The 16,914-nt window shown below is 66.1% G+C and carries 19 protein-coding genes and 1 pseudogene; 9 read left to right on the top strand and 11 right to left on the bottom strand.

Features of this window, described 5'->3' with window-relative positions; genetic code table 11:
* Positions 1–7: 7 nt before the first annotated feature.
* Together B8W69_RS08190 and B8W69_RS08185 are read right to left on the bottom strand one after the other, a co-directional pair.
* On the bottom strand, positions 8–1,045 hold the full coding sequence (locus B8W69_RS08190; RefSeq protein WP_085289360.1) for an LLM class F420-dependent oxidoreductase: 1,038 nt from the start codon (positions 1,043–1,045) through the stop codon (positions 8–10).
* Positions 1,046–1,056: 11 nt separating this feature from the next.
* Positions 1,057–1,479, bottom strand: a complete 423-nt coding sequence (locus B8W69_RS08185) for a nuclear transport factor 2 family protein (protein ID WP_085289334.1) — start codon at positions 1,477–1,479, stop codon at positions 1,057–1,059.
* A gap of 121 nt (positions 1,480–1,600) precedes the next feature.
* Between B8W69_RS08185 and B8W69_RS08180 the strand changes: the two genes are divergently transcribed.
* Positions 1,601–2,206: a PadR family transcriptional regulator gene (locus tag B8W69_RS08180; RefSeq protein WP_085289333.1), complete on the top strand. Its 606-nt coding sequence runs from the start codon at positions 1,601–1,603 to the stop codon at positions 2,204–2,206.
* 12 nt (positions 2,207–2,218) lie between these two features.
* Here the strand turns inward: B8W69_RS08180 and B8W69_RS08175 are convergent, their stop codons facing one another.
* Together B8W69_RS08175 and B8W69_RS08170 are read right to left on the bottom strand one after the other, a co-directional pair.
* Entirely contained in the window at positions 2,219–2,641 is a 423-nt protein-coding gene (locus B8W69_RS08175) for a class I SAM-dependent methyltransferase (RefSeq protein ID WP_245843166.1), read from the bottom strand.
* Positions 2,642–2,665: 24 nt separating this feature from the next.
* Entirely contained in the window at positions 2,666–3,718 is a 1,053-nt protein-coding gene (locus B8W69_RS08170) for a ketopantoate reductase family protein (protein WP_085289332.1), read from the bottom strand.
* Positions 3,719–3,811: 93 nt separating this feature from the next.
* On the opposite strand from B8W69_RS08170, the gene B8W69_RS08165 reads away from it, so the two are divergent.
* Positions 3,812–4,567, top strand: coding sequence for a haloacid dehalogenase type II (locus tag B8W69_RS08165; protein WP_085289331.1), 756 nt, complete (start codon positions 3,812–3,814; stop codon positions 4,565–4,567).
* A 35-nt stretch (positions 4,568–4,602) separates the two neighbouring features.
* Here B8W69_RS08165 and B8W69_RS08160 read toward each other — a convergent pair whose 3' ends face one another.
* Entirely contained in the window at positions 4,603–5,322 is a 720-nt protein-coding gene (locus B8W69_RS08160) for an NUDIX hydrolase (protein ID WP_085289330.1), read from the bottom strand.
* An 80-nt stretch (positions 5,323–5,402) separates the two neighbouring features.
* On the opposite strand from B8W69_RS08160, the gene B8W69_RS08155 reads away from it, so the two are divergent.
* Positions 5,403–6,296, top strand: a complete 894-nt coding sequence (locus tag B8W69_RS08155; protein WP_085289329.1) for an SCO6745 family protein — start codon at positions 5,403–5,405, stop codon at positions 6,294–6,296.
* Complete coding sequence (locus tag B8W69_RS08150; protein ID WP_085289328.1) at positions 6,293–6,559, top strand: YdeI/OmpD-associated family protein; 267 nt, start codon at positions 6,293–6,295, stop codon at positions 6,557–6,559. The genes B8W69_RS08155 and B8W69_RS08150 overlap by 4 nt, the downstream gene beginning before the upstream one ends.
* 32 nt (positions 6,560–6,591) lie before the next feature.
* Here the strand turns inward: B8W69_RS08150 and B8W69_RS08145 are convergent, their stop codons facing one another.
* The 3 genes from B8W69_RS08145 to B8W69_RS08135 form a co-directional block, all read right to left on the bottom strand.
* Positions 6,592–6,945 carry a VOC family protein gene (locus B8W69_RS08145; RefSeq protein ID WP_064878557.1) on the bottom strand — a complete coding sequence of 118 codons (354 nt, stop codon included), beginning with the start codon at positions 6,943–6,945 and terminating at the stop codon, positions 6,592–6,594.
* Between the two features lie 112 nt (positions 6,946–7,057).
* Positions 7,058–7,573, bottom strand: coding sequence for a hypothetical protein (locus B8W69_RS08140; protein WP_245843165.1), 516 nt, complete (start codon positions 7,571–7,573; stop codon positions 7,058–7,060).
* A gap of 145 nt (positions 7,574–7,718) precedes the next feature.
* Complete coding sequence (locus tag B8W69_RS08135) at positions 7,719–8,603, bottom strand: cyclopropane mycolic acid synthase family methyltransferase (protein ID WP_085289326.1); 885 nt, start codon at positions 8,601–8,603, stop codon at positions 7,719–7,721.
* A gap of 348 nt (positions 8,604–8,951) precedes the next feature.
* Between B8W69_RS08135 and B8W69_RS08130 the strand changes: the two genes are divergently transcribed.
* The 3 genes and pseudogenes from B8W69_RS08130 to B8W69_RS29810 form a co-directional block, all read left to right on the top strand.
* On the top strand, positions 8,952–9,527 hold the full coding sequence (locus B8W69_RS08130) for a hemerythrin domain-containing protein (RefSeq protein ID WP_085289325.1): 576 nt from the start codon (positions 8,952–8,954) through the stop codon (positions 9,525–9,527).
* Between the two features lie 299 nt (positions 9,528–9,826).
* Positions 9,827–11,158, top strand: coding sequence for an MFS transporter (locus B8W69_RS08125; protein WP_085289324.1), 1,332 nt, complete (start codon positions 9,827–9,829; stop codon positions 11,156–11,158).
* A gap of 90 nt (positions 11,159–11,248) precedes the next feature.
* Positions 11,249–11,320: pseudogene (locus tag B8W69_RS29810) on the top strand (phosphate transport system regulatory protein PhoU); the annotation flags it as partial.
* A 9-nt stretch (positions 11,321–11,329) separates the two neighbouring features.
* Here B8W69_RS29810 and B8W69_RS08120 read toward each other — a convergent pair.
* A complete protein-coding gene (locus B8W69_RS08120; RefSeq protein WP_085289323.1) occupies positions 11,330–12,085 on the bottom strand; it encodes a class I SAM-dependent methyltransferase in 756 nt (251 codons plus the stop codon).
* Positions 12,082–13,065 carry a methylenetetrahydrofolate reductase C-terminal domain-containing protein gene (locus B8W69_RS08115; RefSeq protein ID WP_085289322.1) on the bottom strand — a complete coding sequence of 328 codons (984 nt, stop codon included), beginning with the start codon at positions 13,063–13,065 and terminating at the stop codon, positions 12,082–12,084. Before B8W69_RS08115 ends, B8W69_RS08120 begins: the two co-directional genes overlap by 4 nt.
* A gap of 160 nt (positions 13,066–13,225) precedes the next feature.
* Here B8W69_RS08115 and B8W69_RS08110 point away from each other — a divergent pair, with 160 nt between their 5' ends.
* Positions 13,226–14,584, top strand: a complete 1,359-nt coding sequence (locus B8W69_RS08110; RefSeq protein ID WP_085289321.1) for a WS/DGAT/MGAT family O-acyltransferase — start codon at positions 13,226–13,228, stop codon at positions 14,582–14,584.
* A gap of 50 nt (positions 14,585–14,634) precedes the next feature.
* Here the strand turns inward: B8W69_RS08110 and B8W69_RS08105 are convergent, their stop codons facing one another.
* Positions 14,635–15,462, bottom strand: coding sequence for a formate/nitrite transporter family protein (locus B8W69_RS08105; protein WP_085289320.1), 828 nt, complete (start codon positions 15,460–15,462; stop codon positions 14,635–14,637).
* 224 nt (positions 15,463–15,686) lie between these two features.
* On the opposite strand from B8W69_RS08105, the gene B8W69_RS08100 reads away from it, so the two are divergent.
* Positions 15,687–16,904, top strand: a complete 1,218-nt coding sequence (locus B8W69_RS08100; protein ID WP_085289319.1) for a cytochrome P450 — start codon at positions 15,687–15,689, stop codon at positions 16,902–16,904.
* The last annotated feature ends 10 nt before the right edge of the window (positions 16,905–16,914 follow it).

Raw genomic sequence — 16,914 nt, 5'->3', positions numbered from 1 at the left:
GTGGCGATCAAACCAATTGGCGCAGCGTCTCGATCAGCTTGATCCGCTCAGCCGTCGTGGAGGCGATGGGCGCCACGTTGAGGGTGGTCACCCCCGCCTCGCGGAACGCCGCCAGGCGCTCCTTGACGAATTCGCGGGTACCGATCAGGTTCACGTCTCGCACGAGATCGTCGGGCACAACCTTGGCGGCGCCGTCTTTGTCACCGGCCAGGTACAGCTCTTGAATCCGGTCGGCTTCGGGGCCGTAGCCGTATTTCGTCGCCAGGGCGTGGTAGAAATTCTTGCCCTTGGCACCCATCCCACCGATATAAAGAGCCAGGTGCGGTTTGACGAATTCCCTTAGTGGCTCGACATTTTCACCGATGGCCAGCACGGGGCCGGCATAGATGTCGAGCTCACCCAGCTCGGGATCGCGCTTGGCCCGGCCGGCGGCCAGAGCATCCCCCCACACGTCCTGCGCCTTTTCGGGCAGATAGAAGATCGGCTGCCAGCCCTCGGCGATCTCGGCCGCCATTTCGACATTCTTGGGCCCCAGCGCGGCCACCAGTATCGGAATGCGCTCGCGGACAGGCTTATTGATCAACTTGAGCGGTTTGCCGAGTCCGGTGCCCTGGTCGGCGGGCAGCGGGATCGTGTAGTGCTTGCCCTGGTGTTGCACGGTCTCGCGCCGCCACACCTGGCGGCAGATGTCGATGACCTCGCGGGTGCGGCCGATCGGGGCATCGTAGGGAACACCGTGGAAGCCCTCGATGACCTGTGGGCCGGAGGCGCCCAGGCCGAGGGTGAACCGGCCGTCGGAGACGTAGTCCAGGCCGGCCGCGGTCATCGCGGTCAGGGTGGGTGTCCGCGTGTACAGCTGTAGGATGCCCGAGGCCAAGCCGACGCGGTCGGTGCTCGCGGCCAGGTAGCCCAGCGCGCTCACCGCGTCGAACGAATACGCCTCGGGGACAAAGACAATGTCCAGTCCGGCGCGCTCGAGGTCGGCCACTTCGGCGGCCACGTCCTTGAACCCGCCCGCATAATTGATGCCCAGTCCAATCCGCATGGTCATTACTTCTACGCGGTACCGGATTGATTGGCCAATTCGAGCGCCTCCTGTTGGATGCGATCAAACTGGGCACCCATCGCCTCGGACAGCGCCGTCGCGCCCGACAGGGGCCGCACCATCACCATGAAGTCGTCGATCAGGCCGTCGTCGTTGAAGTGCAGGAAGTCGCAGCCGGTGATCTTCACCCCCGGCGCCCCGGCTATCCCGGTCTCGAAAACGAAGGCGTGGTCGCGCCCGCTCGGGTCGTGGATCTCGCGGATGTAGTGGAAGTTCTCGAAGATTCGTAACACGCCGCGCAGAATGGCGGCGGTGATCGGCTTGCCGACGTAGGGCTTGAACGCCACCGGGCTGGTGAAGACCACGGTGTCGGCCAGCATCGCCTGGATGCCCTTCTCGTCGCGCTCTTCGACGGCTTTACGGAACGGGTGCATCAGCGACCTCGCATAGTCAACTAGTTGAGCAAGTGGAATCGACGCTAGGGCGCGCGCACCTGGAAGTCCAGAGTGCGATTAATCACTTTGTTGATTAGTCGCATCGTTGTAACATCGACCGATGTCGCTGCGTGACGCGGTGTTGGCCGCCCTCCTCGAGGGCGAATCGTCCGGATACGACCTGGCCAAAGACTTCGACGCCTCGGTCGCGAACTTCTGGCCGGCCACCCCGCAGCAGCTGTATCGCGAACTCGACCGGCTCGCCGAGCAGGGTCTCATCCAGGCCCGGATCGTGCGGCAGGAACGCCGGCCTAACAAGCGCATGTTCTCGCTGACCGACGCCGGACGTGACGCTATCCGGCAGTTCACGGCGAAGGCGCCGAAGCCGTCGGTCATCCGTGATGAATTGCTGGTCAAGGTCCAGGCCGCCGACGCCGGAGACATCGACGCCGTCCGCGAATTCATTCGCGAACGGCGGGACTGGGCGAGCGCCAAAGTGCAGCGCTACGAACGGTTGCGGATGCGAATGCTGGACGGCCGTAGCGAAGAGGACTACCTCGCCCGGGCCGAACGAGTTGGGCCGTACCTGACGCTGATGCGCGGAATCTCGTTCGAAGAGGAGAACATTCGATGGGCCGAACGCACGCTGAGCATCGTCGAAGCTCGCTTGTCGGCCGGTGTGGCGCGCACCGGGCGATCAGGACGCCGGGCCGCTACCCGCCGGTGAGTTGCGAAACGGTTAGCCTTTGCGGACCGCGGTGAAGGATTTGGTGCGCATCAACCGGTCGAAGACCACGGGCAACTCCTGGAAGGGCCGTCCATACTCGATGGCCGCCTTATCGACCAAGTCGACGCCGGTGACCTGCCAACCACGCTGGGCCAGAAAGTCTTTGGTGTCCGTGCGCGGATCGTCGTACCACAGCTCGGCGACCGGCGGCTGGCCGGTGTCTTGGCTGATGGTGGGGACGTTATCGGCGAACTCCTGCACTTCACCGGGCGCCGGCCCGAGCTCGGCGGCCAGGTGGCTGCCGACAGCCGACAAGTCGTGCAGCTTGTCGAACAGCGCATCCTGCGCTGGCCCAGGAAGATACGGCAGCAAGCCCTCAAGCGCCCATGCCGTCGGTTGGCCGGGATCGAACCCCGCGGCAATCAGCTCGCCCACCGCGACCCGGCGCGTCGCGTCCGATCAGGCCTGCGATGGAGCGCTCGCGTCGATTCCCAACACCTGCGCCAGTTGCGCCGCCGAGTAGCGCCCGGGTTCCGCGCCCTCGCGCACCGCGACGCGGACCGCGCGTGCAACCGCAGCATTCAGCGGCGCCGCGATGCCATTGCGGTGTGCGATCCGGGCGATCTCGCCGTTGAAGAAGTCGGTCTCGGCGTTGCCGGTATTGCGGGTGAACGACTGCCAGGTGGAGTTGGTCGACCCGTTGTCCCATCCGGGAACCGGACGGATGGTCGGTCCGTCGGCACGCACCGCTTTCGAGATTTCGAAGGAGACGAATTCGATTCCGGCGTAACGCAACACGCCTTCGCCCTCGGCGCGTAACGCGGCCAGAATCTCGCTGGCATCGGTCGCGCCGGCTGTCAGCGCCCCCACCCCGTTTCCCAGGTTGCTCAGTAGCTTGTTGTATTTCCAGGGCGCGACGTCGGACGTGACGCGGGTACGGATGCCCGCCGCGCTCCAGGTCTCGGCAAGGCCGGTCAAAAAGTCGGCGTCGGCCGCGGTTGTGACCGCCGCGGGCCACCGTGCGAGGTGAAACTGGCCGGCGATCGGCCAGGACCGCACGATCACCTCGCCGGGTTCCAGATGGACGGCCGGCAACCACACGCAGATGCCGAATACGCGCGCGAAGTAGCGAAGCGCTTTCTCCTCGGCGGCAATACCATTGAGCGCGGTCATCGCCGGGAGCAGTTCGCCCGCGGTGCCGTCCGTCCCCTGTACCGGCCGGTCCACCCACTCCTGCAGGGCCGCGTCGAGTTGCTGCGTTTTCGTCGCGAAGACCAGCACGTCGTGCTCGGTCAAATGCACCTGCTCAGGGCGCGACGTGACCGAGACCGGTGTGCGGAACGTGCCGTCGGGCGTCCTCAGCGTCAAACCGTCGGCCGCCAGCACCTCGGCATGGCGGCCCCGGGCGACCAATACGGCGGGAGCTCCGGCGCGCGCCAACAATCCGCCCAGGGTGCCGCCGATGGCGCCGGCGCCAACGATCACATATCGGCTTACGTCGGAAGCCGGCATTGCCACGCCCTCTCGGTGAAGTTGCAATCCTCAACGGCGAGATTACGTGTCGCCGCCCGGCCGCGCCGCCGAGCGCGGCGTTAGCCTGAGGTAATGACCGATTACCGCTCGCCCTCGACCGGGCGCGCCGTGCGTGCCGTGTTGTTCGACACCTTCGGAACGGTCGTCGACTGGCGTTCCGGGATCGCGGCCTCGGTAGGGCGTTTCGCGCACCGCCACCAGCTCAGCCTCGACCCGGCCGCATTTGCGCTGGAGTGGCGCGGTCGCTACCTCCCGTCGATGGCCGAAGTCCGCTCGGGCCGTCGGGAATTCGTGTCGCTGGACGTCCTGCATCGAGAAAACCTGCTCGAATCGTTCGAGAAGTTCGGCGTCGCCGCCGAGGCGCTGCCCGGCGGTGAGGTGGACGACCTGGCCCGGTCGTGGCGGTGGCTGCCACCCTGGCCGGACAGCGTCGAGGGCATCGAGGCCATGAAACGGCACGTCATCGTCGGGCCGCTGTCCAACGGCAACACCGGACTGCTGGTCGATATGGCGAAGTACGCCGGCCTGCCGTGGGACGTGGTGCTCGGTTCCGACGTCAGCAAAGCCTTCAAGCCCGACCCGCGTGCGTATCGGACGCCCGCGGAGTTGCTGGGTCTGGAACCCGGTGAGGTGATGCTGGTGGCAGCACACCCCTCCGACCTCGAGGCGGCCCAGACCAGCGGGCTGGCCACCGGTTTCGTCGCGCGCCCAGACGAATACGGACCAGGCCGGCCGACGGACCCGCCGCCCCCGGGCGCCTGGGATGTCTCGGGCGCATCGCTGATCGAATTGGCGGCCTCGCTGTTCGGGACGCCGGACCAACGCTGACGTCAGTCGCCCTCGCGGGAGGCGTTGGGCGATGGCTACTTCCAGGCGAAGACCGGTTGTTCCAATTCGTCCACCGGGTCGGCTCGCCCTTCCAGACCCAGCCAACGCAATTGCAGCAGCACAGCGCCGGTCGGGGCGTGGATGAGGTCGTTGCCCAGCGGGATCTGCACGACCGGTCGCGGGCTTTCCGGAATGGTGATGAATCGCGGCGAGTCGTCGCGTTGGAGTTGGTGCAGCCCGACCCGGTACACGGCCACGACCTCGTCGGGCGCGGGTCGAAGCTCGAGCCGTCCCCCGCCCCAGACCACCACCGGGGTGATCACATACCCGGACCGGGTGGGGTAGTCGTCGAGCAACCCCAGCACGGTCGAATCGGACAGCTCGACGCCGATCTCCTCCCGCAATTCCCGCAGCGCCGCGTCGACCGCCGTCTCGCCCGGATCGAGCCGGCCGCCGGGCAGTGCCCACTGCGCCGCATGTGAGGTGAGCCGAGATCCCCTGCGGCACAGCAAGAACGCGGCGCCGCCGGACACGTCGACCATGCGGCCGTCCAAATGGACAGCAGGCATCGGCCGCCCGCCGTTCCACTCGTCCACCGACGCCGGATCGACCCGGTCCTCCCCCACCTCCGAATCCACCAGTACCACCGCGACGGCCGCGTGCCGCTTCGTCGGATCGGTTACCGTGCGGCGGTGGTGGCCGGCCAGGTTGTTCCGAATTCGCTCACGCAATGGCTGGTCATACGGGATGGTCACTTCTCGAGCCTAGGCGGAGGTGCCTTTCGTACCGCAGGTCCGTGCTTGGTCGTGGCCCGCGCCAGTGATTAACTGCGAGCATGCGACGACATCCGGCCCTGGCCCGACGCTTCTTCGATCGCTATGAGCCGGTGCACGCGGTGACCTACTTCGCGCCCGAGGCGCGGGCGGCGTTGGACGCGCTGGGCTATCGGGGTTTCTGGATGGGCTATTTCGCGGCCCGCTCGGCACCGTTGGGCGCGGCGCCCCGCGAGGTGGTCAGCGCCATCTTCTACAACTTCGCACCCGAACGGGTCGCCAAGGCGCTGCCGGCGGCATGGGAGATCGCGGGTCCGCAGGCCGCTTTGCAGGCCCGGCAAGAGTCCGCGGTGGCGGCGCTGCGCCGCTACGGCCTGGGTTCGGACGAAAACATCCGCGTTGCAGCCGAACTGGCGGGCCGGGCGGCGCGTCATGCTCCGCTCGACGCGCGTCCGCTGTTCGCCGCGAACCTGGCGCTGCCCTGGCCGGACGACCCGCTGTCCGCGCTGTGGCACGCCACGACGCTGCTGCGTGAGCAGCGCGGCGACGCGCACGTGGCGGTGCTGGCCGCTGCCGGCATCTCTGGCCGCGAGTCCAACGTCGTGCACGCCGCGGCGGGCAATGTCTCTCGCGATTACATCGCCCGCACCCGCGACTACGACGAGACCACTTGGCGTCACCACGAGCAACGGCTTGCCGAGCGTGGGCTGCTCAACGGCGACGGAACACTGACCCCGGCCGGACGGGAATTGAAGGACCACGTCGAGTTGACGACCGATACACTGGCCCTGTCCGCGCTCGACGCGCTCAGCGACGACGAGGTGGAGACGCTGTTCCAGGCGCTCACCCCGATCACCCGCGCCGTGGTCGCGGGCGGTGATGTTCCCGCTCTCACCCCGATGACGTTGCGCCGCGACGAACTACACGACGACAGCGCGCATCTGGTCAGCCGATGAGCGGCCGGCGGGTGCCCGGCGGAGTCGTGCACAAATTGCCTACGGACCTGCGTGAGTCGCTCATCGGCAACCCGACCGCGCTCGCCGCGTGGCGGGACATCACTCCGCTGGCCCGAAACGAGTTCATCTGCTGGGTCGAAGATGCCAAGCAGCAGGCGACCCGGGAACGCCGCATCCGCCGGACCCAGGAGGAGTTGGAAGAGGGCAAGCGCCGGCCTTGCTGCTGGCCGGGCTGCAAACACCGCGAGCGCACCGGAAAGTAAACGCGCAGCGGCACTCTCGAAATACGGCGCTGCTACCGGGCCAATGGCTTGTAGAACACCAAGCCGTTGCCCTTGTTGTCATAGACCACCGCGCGTCGTTCGTGGGCATCGTCATAGGGGCCCTTCACGATGCCTCCGCCGCTGGCCTCGACGGCCTTCGCAGCGGCATCGACATCCGCGGTCTTGATGCCGACCACGACCTGCCCGGGGATGGGGTGGTCGACCGCGGTCGCCAGCGCCAGCGTGACCGGGCCCGCGTCGAGGGCCGCGAAGTGCGCGCCATCGCGAAACTTCAGTGGCATGCCCAACGTCTCGCTGTAAAACCGGATCGACTCATCCAGGTCGTCGGTCGACAGGATGATCATCTTTGCTTCGTGCTCGCCCATGGCACCTCCTGTGTCCGGTTCACTACCAGACTAGGCCGGGCGCGCATACCCGCGGCGAGCGACGCCCGGCTGACGCAGTCGGCTGGGGAAACGCGGGTTCCGAAGTTGAACCTCAGGCGGCGCCGGCCGGAACCGCTTGGCCGTCAAGGTAATCCATCGGCGGAGCCTCACCGTGCCCCGCGCCGCGGTAGGCCACCGCGGTGGCCAGCGCCGTACCGCCCTCGATCGTCCCGACCACGACGACCTTGTCATTGACCGTGAAATGCGGCGCGGCGGTGATGGGTTGGCGTGCGCCATGCGTGACGACGGTGGTGTTCGGGGTGAAGTGGTAGGTCTGGATGTGGCCGTCCGTGCCGCGCATCGTCACCGAGTCTGCCGACACGGCCACCACGGTGCCTTCCTGACTCACCGGCTGCGAGACGGTCGGCGGCTCGAGACTGGCTGCGACACTGCGCTTCTCGTGCTGGCCTCCGTTGAGCACCAACGCTGTCAGGCAGGCGGCACACAACAACGAAGCGGAGATGATGTCGCACACCTTCGCAGCACCGGACAGGCCGCGCCGCTGACGGTGATCGATCAACGTCGGCCTTTGCTCCGGTAACTCCGGCATGCGGTGTTTGGCGCTCACGGTCGGTCCTTCCAGCGGCGTTGCGCCGAAGGAAACTGGCACCCACCGAATCAGGTTGTTGCCGTGGAATTACCCGCGAAAATGCACCGGTAAACCGCCCTCCGGCCAATCGGAAAGTGCGATCGGCCTGGAAGTGGACCCGCCGTCAGCCCTTGGTCAGGGTGAACTGCGCGACGTCGGTGTAGCCCTCGCGGAACAGGTCCGCGCATCCGGTCAGGTACCTCATGTACCGGTCGTAGACCTCTTCGGACTGAATCGCGATGGCCTCGTCGCGGCGCGCCTCGAGCGCGGCCGACCAGGTGTCGAGGGTGCGGGCATAGTGCAGGCGCAGCGGCTGAATCAGCTTCACACCGAAGCCGGCACGCTCGGCGTGCTCCACGACGCCCTTGGCCTGCGGCAGGTCTCCGCCCGGGAAGATCTCGTCCATGATGAATTTCATGAAGCGCAGCTTGGTCATGGTGATGGGCAGGCCGCGCTCCGCGAATTCCTCGTCGCTGGGCTTGATAATGGTGTGCAGCATCATAACGCCGTCGGCCGGTAGCGCCTCGTAGGCCTTTTTGAAGAATTCGTCGTACCGGTCGCGCCCGAAGTGCTCGAAGGCGCCGATCGAGACAATCCGGTCGACCTTCTCGTCGAACTGCTCCCAGCCCTGCAGCAGCACCCGCTTGGACCGCTGCGAAGGATGGCTGTCCAGGCGGCGCTGCACGTGTGCCTGTTGATTGCGGCTGAGCGTGAGGCCGACGACGTTGACGTCGTAGTTCTCCAGGCCGCGGACGATCGTGGTGCCCCACCCGCACCCGATGTCGAGCAATGTCATGCCCGGCTGCAGCCCGAGCTTGCCCAGCGAGAGGTCGACCTTGGCGTACTGCGCCTCTTCCAGCGTCATATCGTCGCGCTCGAAATAGGCGCAGCTATAAGTCCGCGTCGGGTCCAGGAAGAGCGCGAAGAATTCGTCGGACAGGTCGTAGTGCGCTTGTACGTCCTCGAAATGCGGTTCCAAGCTGACGGCATCGCCGGGTTTTTCGGACAAGGCACAACCTCTGACTGATTCTTATTGGTTTACGGGTGCGATCGAAGCTGATCGCCGAACTGACCGCCCCAGTGTATCCGCCCGGATAACCGCGCCCTCCCGGCCAGTTCCTGTTCAGGGCCACGGCGCCGATGGGCACGAGGCCGACGGTGTCGCCGGCGGCGCACGACCATCAAAGGGCTTACGCATGCGTCAAATTGGTGATTTTACTGCGGCGCAGGACAACTCGGTCAAGGGCCGCAAGCCAGGCAGCGAACACGGTTGACGGATCCCGCGTCGCGTTGTTACCTCAGCTGGTAAACGGGGTAAGCCCCGGCTCACCGGGATCCAGAGAGGCGGAACTCACCGATGGCAGACATCACCAGGTTGATCCTGGCCGACCACGAGTGGTTCCGCGAACAGTTCGCGCGCCTGGACGATCTGCAGGCCCAGCGCCCCGACGACCAGGCCGCGCTCCAGCGAGTATGGGGTCCGCTCGCCGACAAGCTCGACGTGCACGCCTACATCGAGGAAAAGATCTTCTACCCGCAGTTGCTGAAACGCGGGGGTGCCGACGCCGAGGGCGAGACCCTCGACGCGATCGGCGATCACAACGACATTCGCGACGGTGTGCGCGACGCCAACGCCGCCGCGCTGGGCAGCGAACAATGGTGGGCCGCCGTCGGGCGCACCCGGGAGGCGAACGACGATCACATGGGCGAGGAGGAACGCGAAGGGCTGTCGGACTTCCGCCGCAACGCCCCGATCGGGCTCCGCGACGCGCTCGGGCGTCAATACAGCGAGTTCATGGCCGAGCACCCGACCACCGAGGGGCTGCCGATCACCGACCGTGACCCCCAGGGTTACGTCGAGCAGTTCGAGGACTCGCCGCCGTCCAAAGCCGCCGATTTCTCGCTGCGCATCGGGAGCTTGAAAGGCCAATGAACCACGCCGCGAACCAGCGGACGTGACGCGAATAACCAAAGTCGGCTCAGGAGCCGGCGCGATGTCGTCGTCCGCGGCGTCGGCGACACACGCCTAGCTGGCGTTTTCCGGAATCGATGACGTCCGCCCGCGGCCTGGCCGGATGATCGCGGCGGTCTCCGGGTAACCCGGACAAAGGTCTCATTACCCCACCCCGCCGGTTCGTCCCGGGAATGTTTCGGGTAAGCCATCATCCGATGGTTACTCGACGCGGCCGGAGGAAATGGACCCGTAAAGACATCAGGGTCGCCGATCCAGCGATGCGGCAGACCATCATGGGTACCGCCATCGGCAACTTCATGGAGTGGTACGACTTCGGGGTCTACGGTTACATCGCCACCACGATCGCCCAGGTGTTTTACCCCGGCAAGAGCGTCAGCGGCGTCCACCTCATCGCGACCTTCGGCACGCTGGCGGCGGCCTTTGTCGTGCGCCCGCTCGGCGGATTCATCTTCGGGCCGCTGGGCGACCGCATCGGACGTCACCGGGTGCTGGTGGTCACCATCCTCATGATGACGGTGAGCACCACCATGACCGGCCTGCTGCCCACCTACAGCACCATCGGCATCTGGGCGCCGATCCTGCTCGTCCTCGCACGAGTCTTTCAGGGCCTGTCGACCGGCGGCGAGTACGTCGGCGCGATGACCTATCTCGTCGAGCAGGCCCCCGACCACAAACGCGGCATGATGGTCGGCTTCTTGCCGATGGGCAACCTGGTCGGATTCGTCCTGGCCGGGTTGCTGGTGACCGGCCTGCAGACCTGGCTGCCGGACGACGACATGCTCACGTACGGCTGGCGGATTCCGCTGTTGCTGGGGCTACCCTTCGGCCTGGTCGCCCTGTACCTACGGCTCCGACTCAAGGAGTCCTCCGCCTACCAGAGCGCGACCGACGGTGCACCCGCGTCGGGTGGCCAAGGACCGCAGCAAATGCTGCGCATGGTCGCGGCCCAGTGGCGCCCGATGCTGATCTGCGCAGCGCTGGTGCTGACCTCCCAGGTCGCCGACTTCATGCTCACCGGATATCTGCCGACCTACCTCAGACTCTTCGTGCGCGTCGGGCGCACCGCCGGACTGGTGATGATCGTCTCGACGCTGGCGATCCTGATGGTCACCGTAGTGCTCGTCGCCGCCTTGTCCGACCGCATCGGCGTCAAACCCATCATGTGGACGGGTTGTGCGCTGCTGATCGGGGCCTCGATCCCGGCATTCCTGCTCATCCGCTTCGGTGGCGTGTACCCGGTGATCTTCATCGGTGTGCTGCTGATCGGCCTGATGGAACTGTGCTTCGACAGCACCGGGCCGGCCATGCTGCCGGCCTTGTTTCCCACCAACGTGCGCTACGGGGCGCTGGCGATTTCGTACAACATCTCGATTTCCCTCGTCGGCGGCATCACACCGCTGATCGCCCAGGCGCTGGTATCGGGCACCGGGAACGTGATGGTGCCGGCCTACATGCTGATCTTCGCTGGCGTGGTGGGAGCCATCACGTTGCTGTTCACCCCGGAGGTCGCCGGCAAGCCGTTGCCCGGCTCCGGGCCCGCTGTCGAAACCGAGCGGGAGGCGCGCGCGCTCGCCGAGGACATCCGCTAGCGGCCAAGCTAAAGGACTTTCTGCCGTTCTGCGCGGGGACGTTTATTTCGCGGTGGCGGGTTATCCGATGAAGATGAGAATCGGTTTCCCTTCTACGAACGCTTCGCCGACCACACGGTCCAGATCGCCCGCCGCGTCATCTTCCAGGCCACCGGGCGCTAGCCGATTCGCTCAGGCGTGACGCAGCACCAGCAACTCGCCGGTCAAGGTTCCATTGCCGAGCAGCTGCCCGATCCGCGAACTCTGACGTTCGGCCAGCTGCCAGGCCTCAGTGTGTCCGTGCCGCTCGCCGAGGACGCTCTCCACGGCCTCGACGCGTCGGTTCCATGTGTCGGCGATCGGCGGAAGGGCCGCTGTGCCGAGCCAGTGCTCGACATGAAGTGACGCCCCTGCCAACAGCTCACGCAATCCGCCGGGCGTGGGAAAGTGATTGCCTTCCAGAGCGTTTGACGGTACTTCGCGGTGTGCTACGAAAACCAGCAAGCCGATGCGGCCGCCCGGCCTTACGACGCGGCGCAACTCCATGAGCAACGCGAGCTGATCCGTCGTCGTGCACAACACGCCCAACGACCAGGCGGCGTCGAAGCTAGCGTCCGTCATCGGCAGGGCCGATCCCAGTGCGCACACCACCGGGAAGCCGAACAGTTTCCGCGCCGCGCGGCAGGCGCCCGTTTCGGGCTCTACGAGCACGGGCCGCACCGCGCCGGATTGCGCGGCGTACGCGGCAGGCCCCCCGACACCGGCGCCGGAATCCAACAGCGTCGCATCGGGCGCGAGCGCCATCCGCTCGATGAGCCAATCGAGCGCGGCCGGACTTCCGCTTCCCCGGCAGCCGGCAGGGAGGTGATACTCGGGCCCCAGATCCGCCGCGACCTGCGCGGTCCACTCGGCGACGGTGTCGAATTCGGCCTCCATCGCGTCCGTCATAAGCGCCGCTCCTCCGCCCGGATTCGTCGACCGACCTCCGCCTTGATCTGCGCACCGACGCGAGGGCCGGACGCTGACGCCAGCCCGGATACGTTGACGCCCTCGACGCCCTCGATCGACAGCAGCGCTCGCGCCTCGCTCACCGCCGCCGCGATTCCGGTGGCCACCGGATCTGGAGCGCTCAAAACACGTTGTGTCACAGCGGGATCGAGCTCAAGCCCGGGCAAGCCTTCCAGCACCGCGGCCGAAATGCTGTCAGTGAAAACTGCTACTGCCGCGATCACCGGGATCGTCAGCCCGGCCGAACGCGCTGTCCTCATGAAGTCGGCGACCATGTCCGGGAAAGGCACGTGATTCAGGACAGCCAGACTGGCTCCGGCGCGTTGCTTTTCGACCAGACGAGCGGGTCGACGGTGCACGGGCGGGGCGGTCGGAGTCTCGGGCACCGCTGCGGTCATGCCGACCGAGGCGGCCAGCGACACCAGGCGAGGCCCGTCGAGGTCGAATGTCTGCGTGACGTCTGCGCGCACGTCATATCCGCGCCCGTCACCGGTCACGCATAGCACGGTGTCGACATCGATGCTGCGCAGTCCCCGCAACTCCTGCTCGAGCACCACGCGGTTGCGGTCCCGGCATGACAGGGTGATCCACGGTGTCACGCCGGCGTCGAGGAGCAGCGACGCCATGAGGGTGGGCGGGAAGTCGGGCTTGTTCTGGTGCTCGCCGACAAGGACGGCATCACACCCGGATGCCAGGATGGCCGCCGTCGCCGCGATGTCGTCGGGATCAAAGGGCGTGGCGCTGAAGTCCGTGAGCACCCGCGGGGCACTTACCGGACGGGGTGCGGGTCTATGGCCCGACCACGGCACCACATCGTCGAACACGCAAGGACTCGGCAGCATCTCGCACTGCCCGTCGGGCCGCACACCGCCGCACGGCCCGTACTCCATCCGCTTGGGACATCCCGAATCCGCCGGCATCTCACCCCCCTTGAGCGTCAATACCCAAACGAACCCACACGCAAGCGCTCTGACCGACCGCTAGTCCGAATGCGCATTCGCGATTAGCAATCGCTCTGCGCGGCTAATACGAGAGGGGCATGTGCTGGACGGACGGCGCAGCGGAGGGAATGGAACGACTATGGAACCGATATCACCGACGGACGCGTTGTTCCTCATCGGCGAGTCACGCGAACATCCGATGCACGTGGGCTCGCTGCAGCTCTTCGAGCCGCCGGAGGACGCCGGCCCCCACTTCGTGCGCGAGGCGTATCACGCGATGCTCGAGCAAACGGAGATCCAGCCGTCCTTCCGTAAGCACCCGGCCTTCTTCGGCGGCCTCACCAACGTCGCGTGGTCCTTCGACAAGGACGTCGAGCTCGACTATCACCTGCGCCGGTCGGCTCTTCCCGAACCCGGACGAGTCCGGGACCTGCTCGAGTTGGCGTCCCGGCTGCACGGCAGCCTGCTCGATCGGCACCGTCCGATGTGGGAGGCGCATCTCGTCGAAGGCCTGCAGGACGGGCGGTATGCGGTCTACACGAAGTACCACCACTCCCTCATGGATGGTGTCTCGGCGCTACGCCTTGTACAGCGCGCCTTCACGTCCGATCCACACGACGACGAGGTGCGGGTGCCGTGGAGCCTGGGGCCGCGTCAGCGCAGCGGGCGGCGGCAACAGTCGTCCCTCTTCGACCAGGTCGGCCGCACCGCGGGCTCGGCGCTCGCGTTGGCGCCGTCGACGCTCAAGCTCGCGCGCGCCGCGCTGCTCGAACAACAATTGACACTACCGTTCCGGGCGCCGCGCTCGATGTTCAACGTGCGGATCGGCGGCGCCCGCCGGGTAGCGGCCCAGTCCTACTCGCTGGAGCGGATCAAGGCGGTCAAGGCCGCCACCGGCACGACGGTCAACGACGTCATCCTCGCCATGTCCGCCGGGGCTTTACGCGCCTACCTCCTCGATCAGAACGCCCTTCCGGACGCGCCCCTGACCGCCATGGTCCCGGTGAATCTGCGTAAAGACGACGATGACAGCAGCGGGAACAACGTCGGGACCTTCCTGTGCAACCTCGCAACAGACCTCGACGACCCGGCGAAGCGGCTGGAGACGATCAGCGCGTCCATCCGCGAGACCAAAGAGGTGTTCTGGCAGCTGTCTCCGGTTCAGCAGTTGGCCCTGTCCGCCTTCAACATTGGGGGACTGTTCTTCGGTCTGATCCCCGGCTACCTGTCCGCGGCCTCACCGCCGTTCAACATCGTCATCTCGAACGTTTCGACCGGCAACGCGGACCAATTGTATTGGCGTGGAGCGCGATTAGACGGAAATTATCCGCTGTCGATCCCACTCGACGGCCAGGCGGTCAACATCACCGTCACCAACAACGCGAATAACCTCGACTTCGGTCTGGTCGGCTGCCGCCGCAGCGTCCCTCACCTGCAGCGGATGCTCGGCCACCTGGAGGCGGCCCTGAAGGATCTGGAACTTATTGCGGGCATCTGAGATGCGTTGCATCGCTTGACGCCTGCCGCGTGCGTCGATGCGGCGCGCCATCACGATGCCCCCGCGTCAGCGGCTTCGGCGCCTTCCTCTTCCAGCCGGTCCTTGCTGCGCAGCAACCGCAGCAGCGTCACGAACAGCAGGCCGCCCACCAGGTTGCCGACGACCGTGTAGCTGAACCAACCCAACCATTCGAGGTAGCCGAAGGGGGCCTTGCCCGTGACGAGCGCGCCGAAGATGAGAAGCGAATCCAGGATTGAATGAAACAGTCGCAACCCGGCTAGCAGGAACGCCGCCGCTACGGCTGCGGCTATCTTGCCCGGCACCGAATCGGTGCCGTGCTGCATCCGGGTCATCAACGTGATCACCATCCCGCCGAGCACGGCCAGGCAGAAACTCTGCGCCGACAGTGGCGAGGCAGCAAAGTGGGTCGCGGACTCGACTGTCTGCGAATGTAATTCGGGAAATCCCGTCATGATCAGCCACATGATCACCCAGCCGCCGACCAGGTTGGCGAACATCGTGCCGCCCCACAGTTTGCCCAGCTGCGACAGGCTGGCACGCTTGGCCGCCACCGTGACGACGGGAATGATGAAGCCCTCGGTGAACAGCTCGCTGCGGCCCAGCAGCAGGGCCAAAAACCCTATCGAGAACGCCAATCCGGCCAGCAGGGGGCGGTGGGTGGCGTCTAGAACCGACAGATAGGCGAGCACGCCGAGTGCCACCTCGGTGCCGCCGAAGAACCCGGTGACCAGCACGCCCCGCCAACTGCGGTGCAGCCGCTGGGTTCCCTCGCTCAGCATCCTGCTGAAGGCGTCTTCGAGCTCGTCCTCGATTGGACTGTCGGTTTTGCCCAGCTGTCGCTGGATGGCCTGGTTCATGACGGATCCCTCGCAGTAGAACGACCGGGAAAGGTCCTATACCCATTTATCGGGGCGCGCCGCGGCAGCGCGAAGGGTTAGCTGTGCCACACGCGCGGTGCAGACGGCCCGGCGGGCCGCAGCGTGCATCGGGGATCGACCGGACCAAAACCTTTTGTGGGGAATACCACAGCATCTACTGTAAGGTCCACGGTAAGTCAGCGCCGGCGGGAGAGGGGTGAACCGTGCCAAGCACCATCGATACGCGCAACCAGCTGCGGCCCGACATTGACCTGACCGACGGGGCCTTCTACGCGGGCGATTCGCGGCCGGTCTATCACTGGATGCGTGAACACGAACCAGTCTTTCGGGACCGCAACGGCCTGGCGGCCGCGGCGAGCTACCAGGCGGTGATCGACGCCGAGCGTGCGCCGGAGCTGTTCTCCAATGCCGGCGGCATCCGGCCCGACCAGGACGCGCCCCCGATGATGATCGCGATGGATGACCCCACGCACCTGCTGCGACGCAAGCTGGTCAACGCGGGCTTTACCCGCAAACGCGTCAAGGACAGGGAGCACTCGATCGGCGCCCTGTGTGATGCGCTGATCGACAACGTCTGCGAACGGGGCGAATGCGACTTCGTCTGGGACCTCGCCGCGCCGCTTCCCATGGCGGTGATCGGTGACATGCTCGGGGTGCTTCCGGAGGAGCGCCAGATGTTCCTTCGCTGGTCCGACGACATGGTGACCTTGCTCAGCAGCACGACCGCAGAGGAGGATTTCCAGGTCTCGGTGGACGCGTTCGCCGCTTACACCGAATACATGACGGGCATGATCGCGGCGCGCAAGGCGGATCCGACCGATGATCTGGTCAGTGTGTTGGTGCACGCGGAGGTGGACGGCGAAAAGCTGGCCGACCATGAGATCGTCACCGAGGTGTTGTTACTCCTGATCGGCGGCGACGAGACCACTCGCCACACGCTGTCCGGCGGCACCGCGCAAATATTGCGGCACCCGCAACAGCACCAGCAGCTAATCAATGACGTGGCCCTGCTACCCAACGCGATCGAGGAGATGCTGCGGTGGACCGCCCCGGTCAAAAACATGGCCCGCACCATGACCGCCGACCTGGAGTTTCACGGTGCACAGCTCAAGCAGGGCGAGAAGATCGTCCTGCTGTTCGAATCGGCGAACTTCGACGAGGCGGTGTTCGGAGATCCGGAGAACTTCCGCATCGACCGATACCCCAACAATCATCTGGCCTTCGGGTTCGGAACCCACTTCTGTCTGGGCAATCAACTGGCGCGCCTGGAGCTGTCGATCATCCTCGAGCGCCTACTGAAACGACTGCCGGACATGCGGCTGGCGTCGGACGAGCCGCTACAGCTGCGCCCGGCGAATTTTGTCAGCGGTCTGGAAAGGATGCCGGTCAAGTTCACGCCGTCGGCGCGATCAGGCGCCTGACCCGGGCGGT

This window comes from Mycolicibacterium vulneris (assembly GCF_002104765.1).
GTDB classification, from domain to species: domain Bacteria; phylum Actinomycetota; class Actinomycetes; order Mycobacteriales; family Mycobacteriaceae; genus Mycobacterium; species Mycobacterium vulneris.
This window is presented reverse-complemented; position numbering and strand designations above follow the sequence as displayed.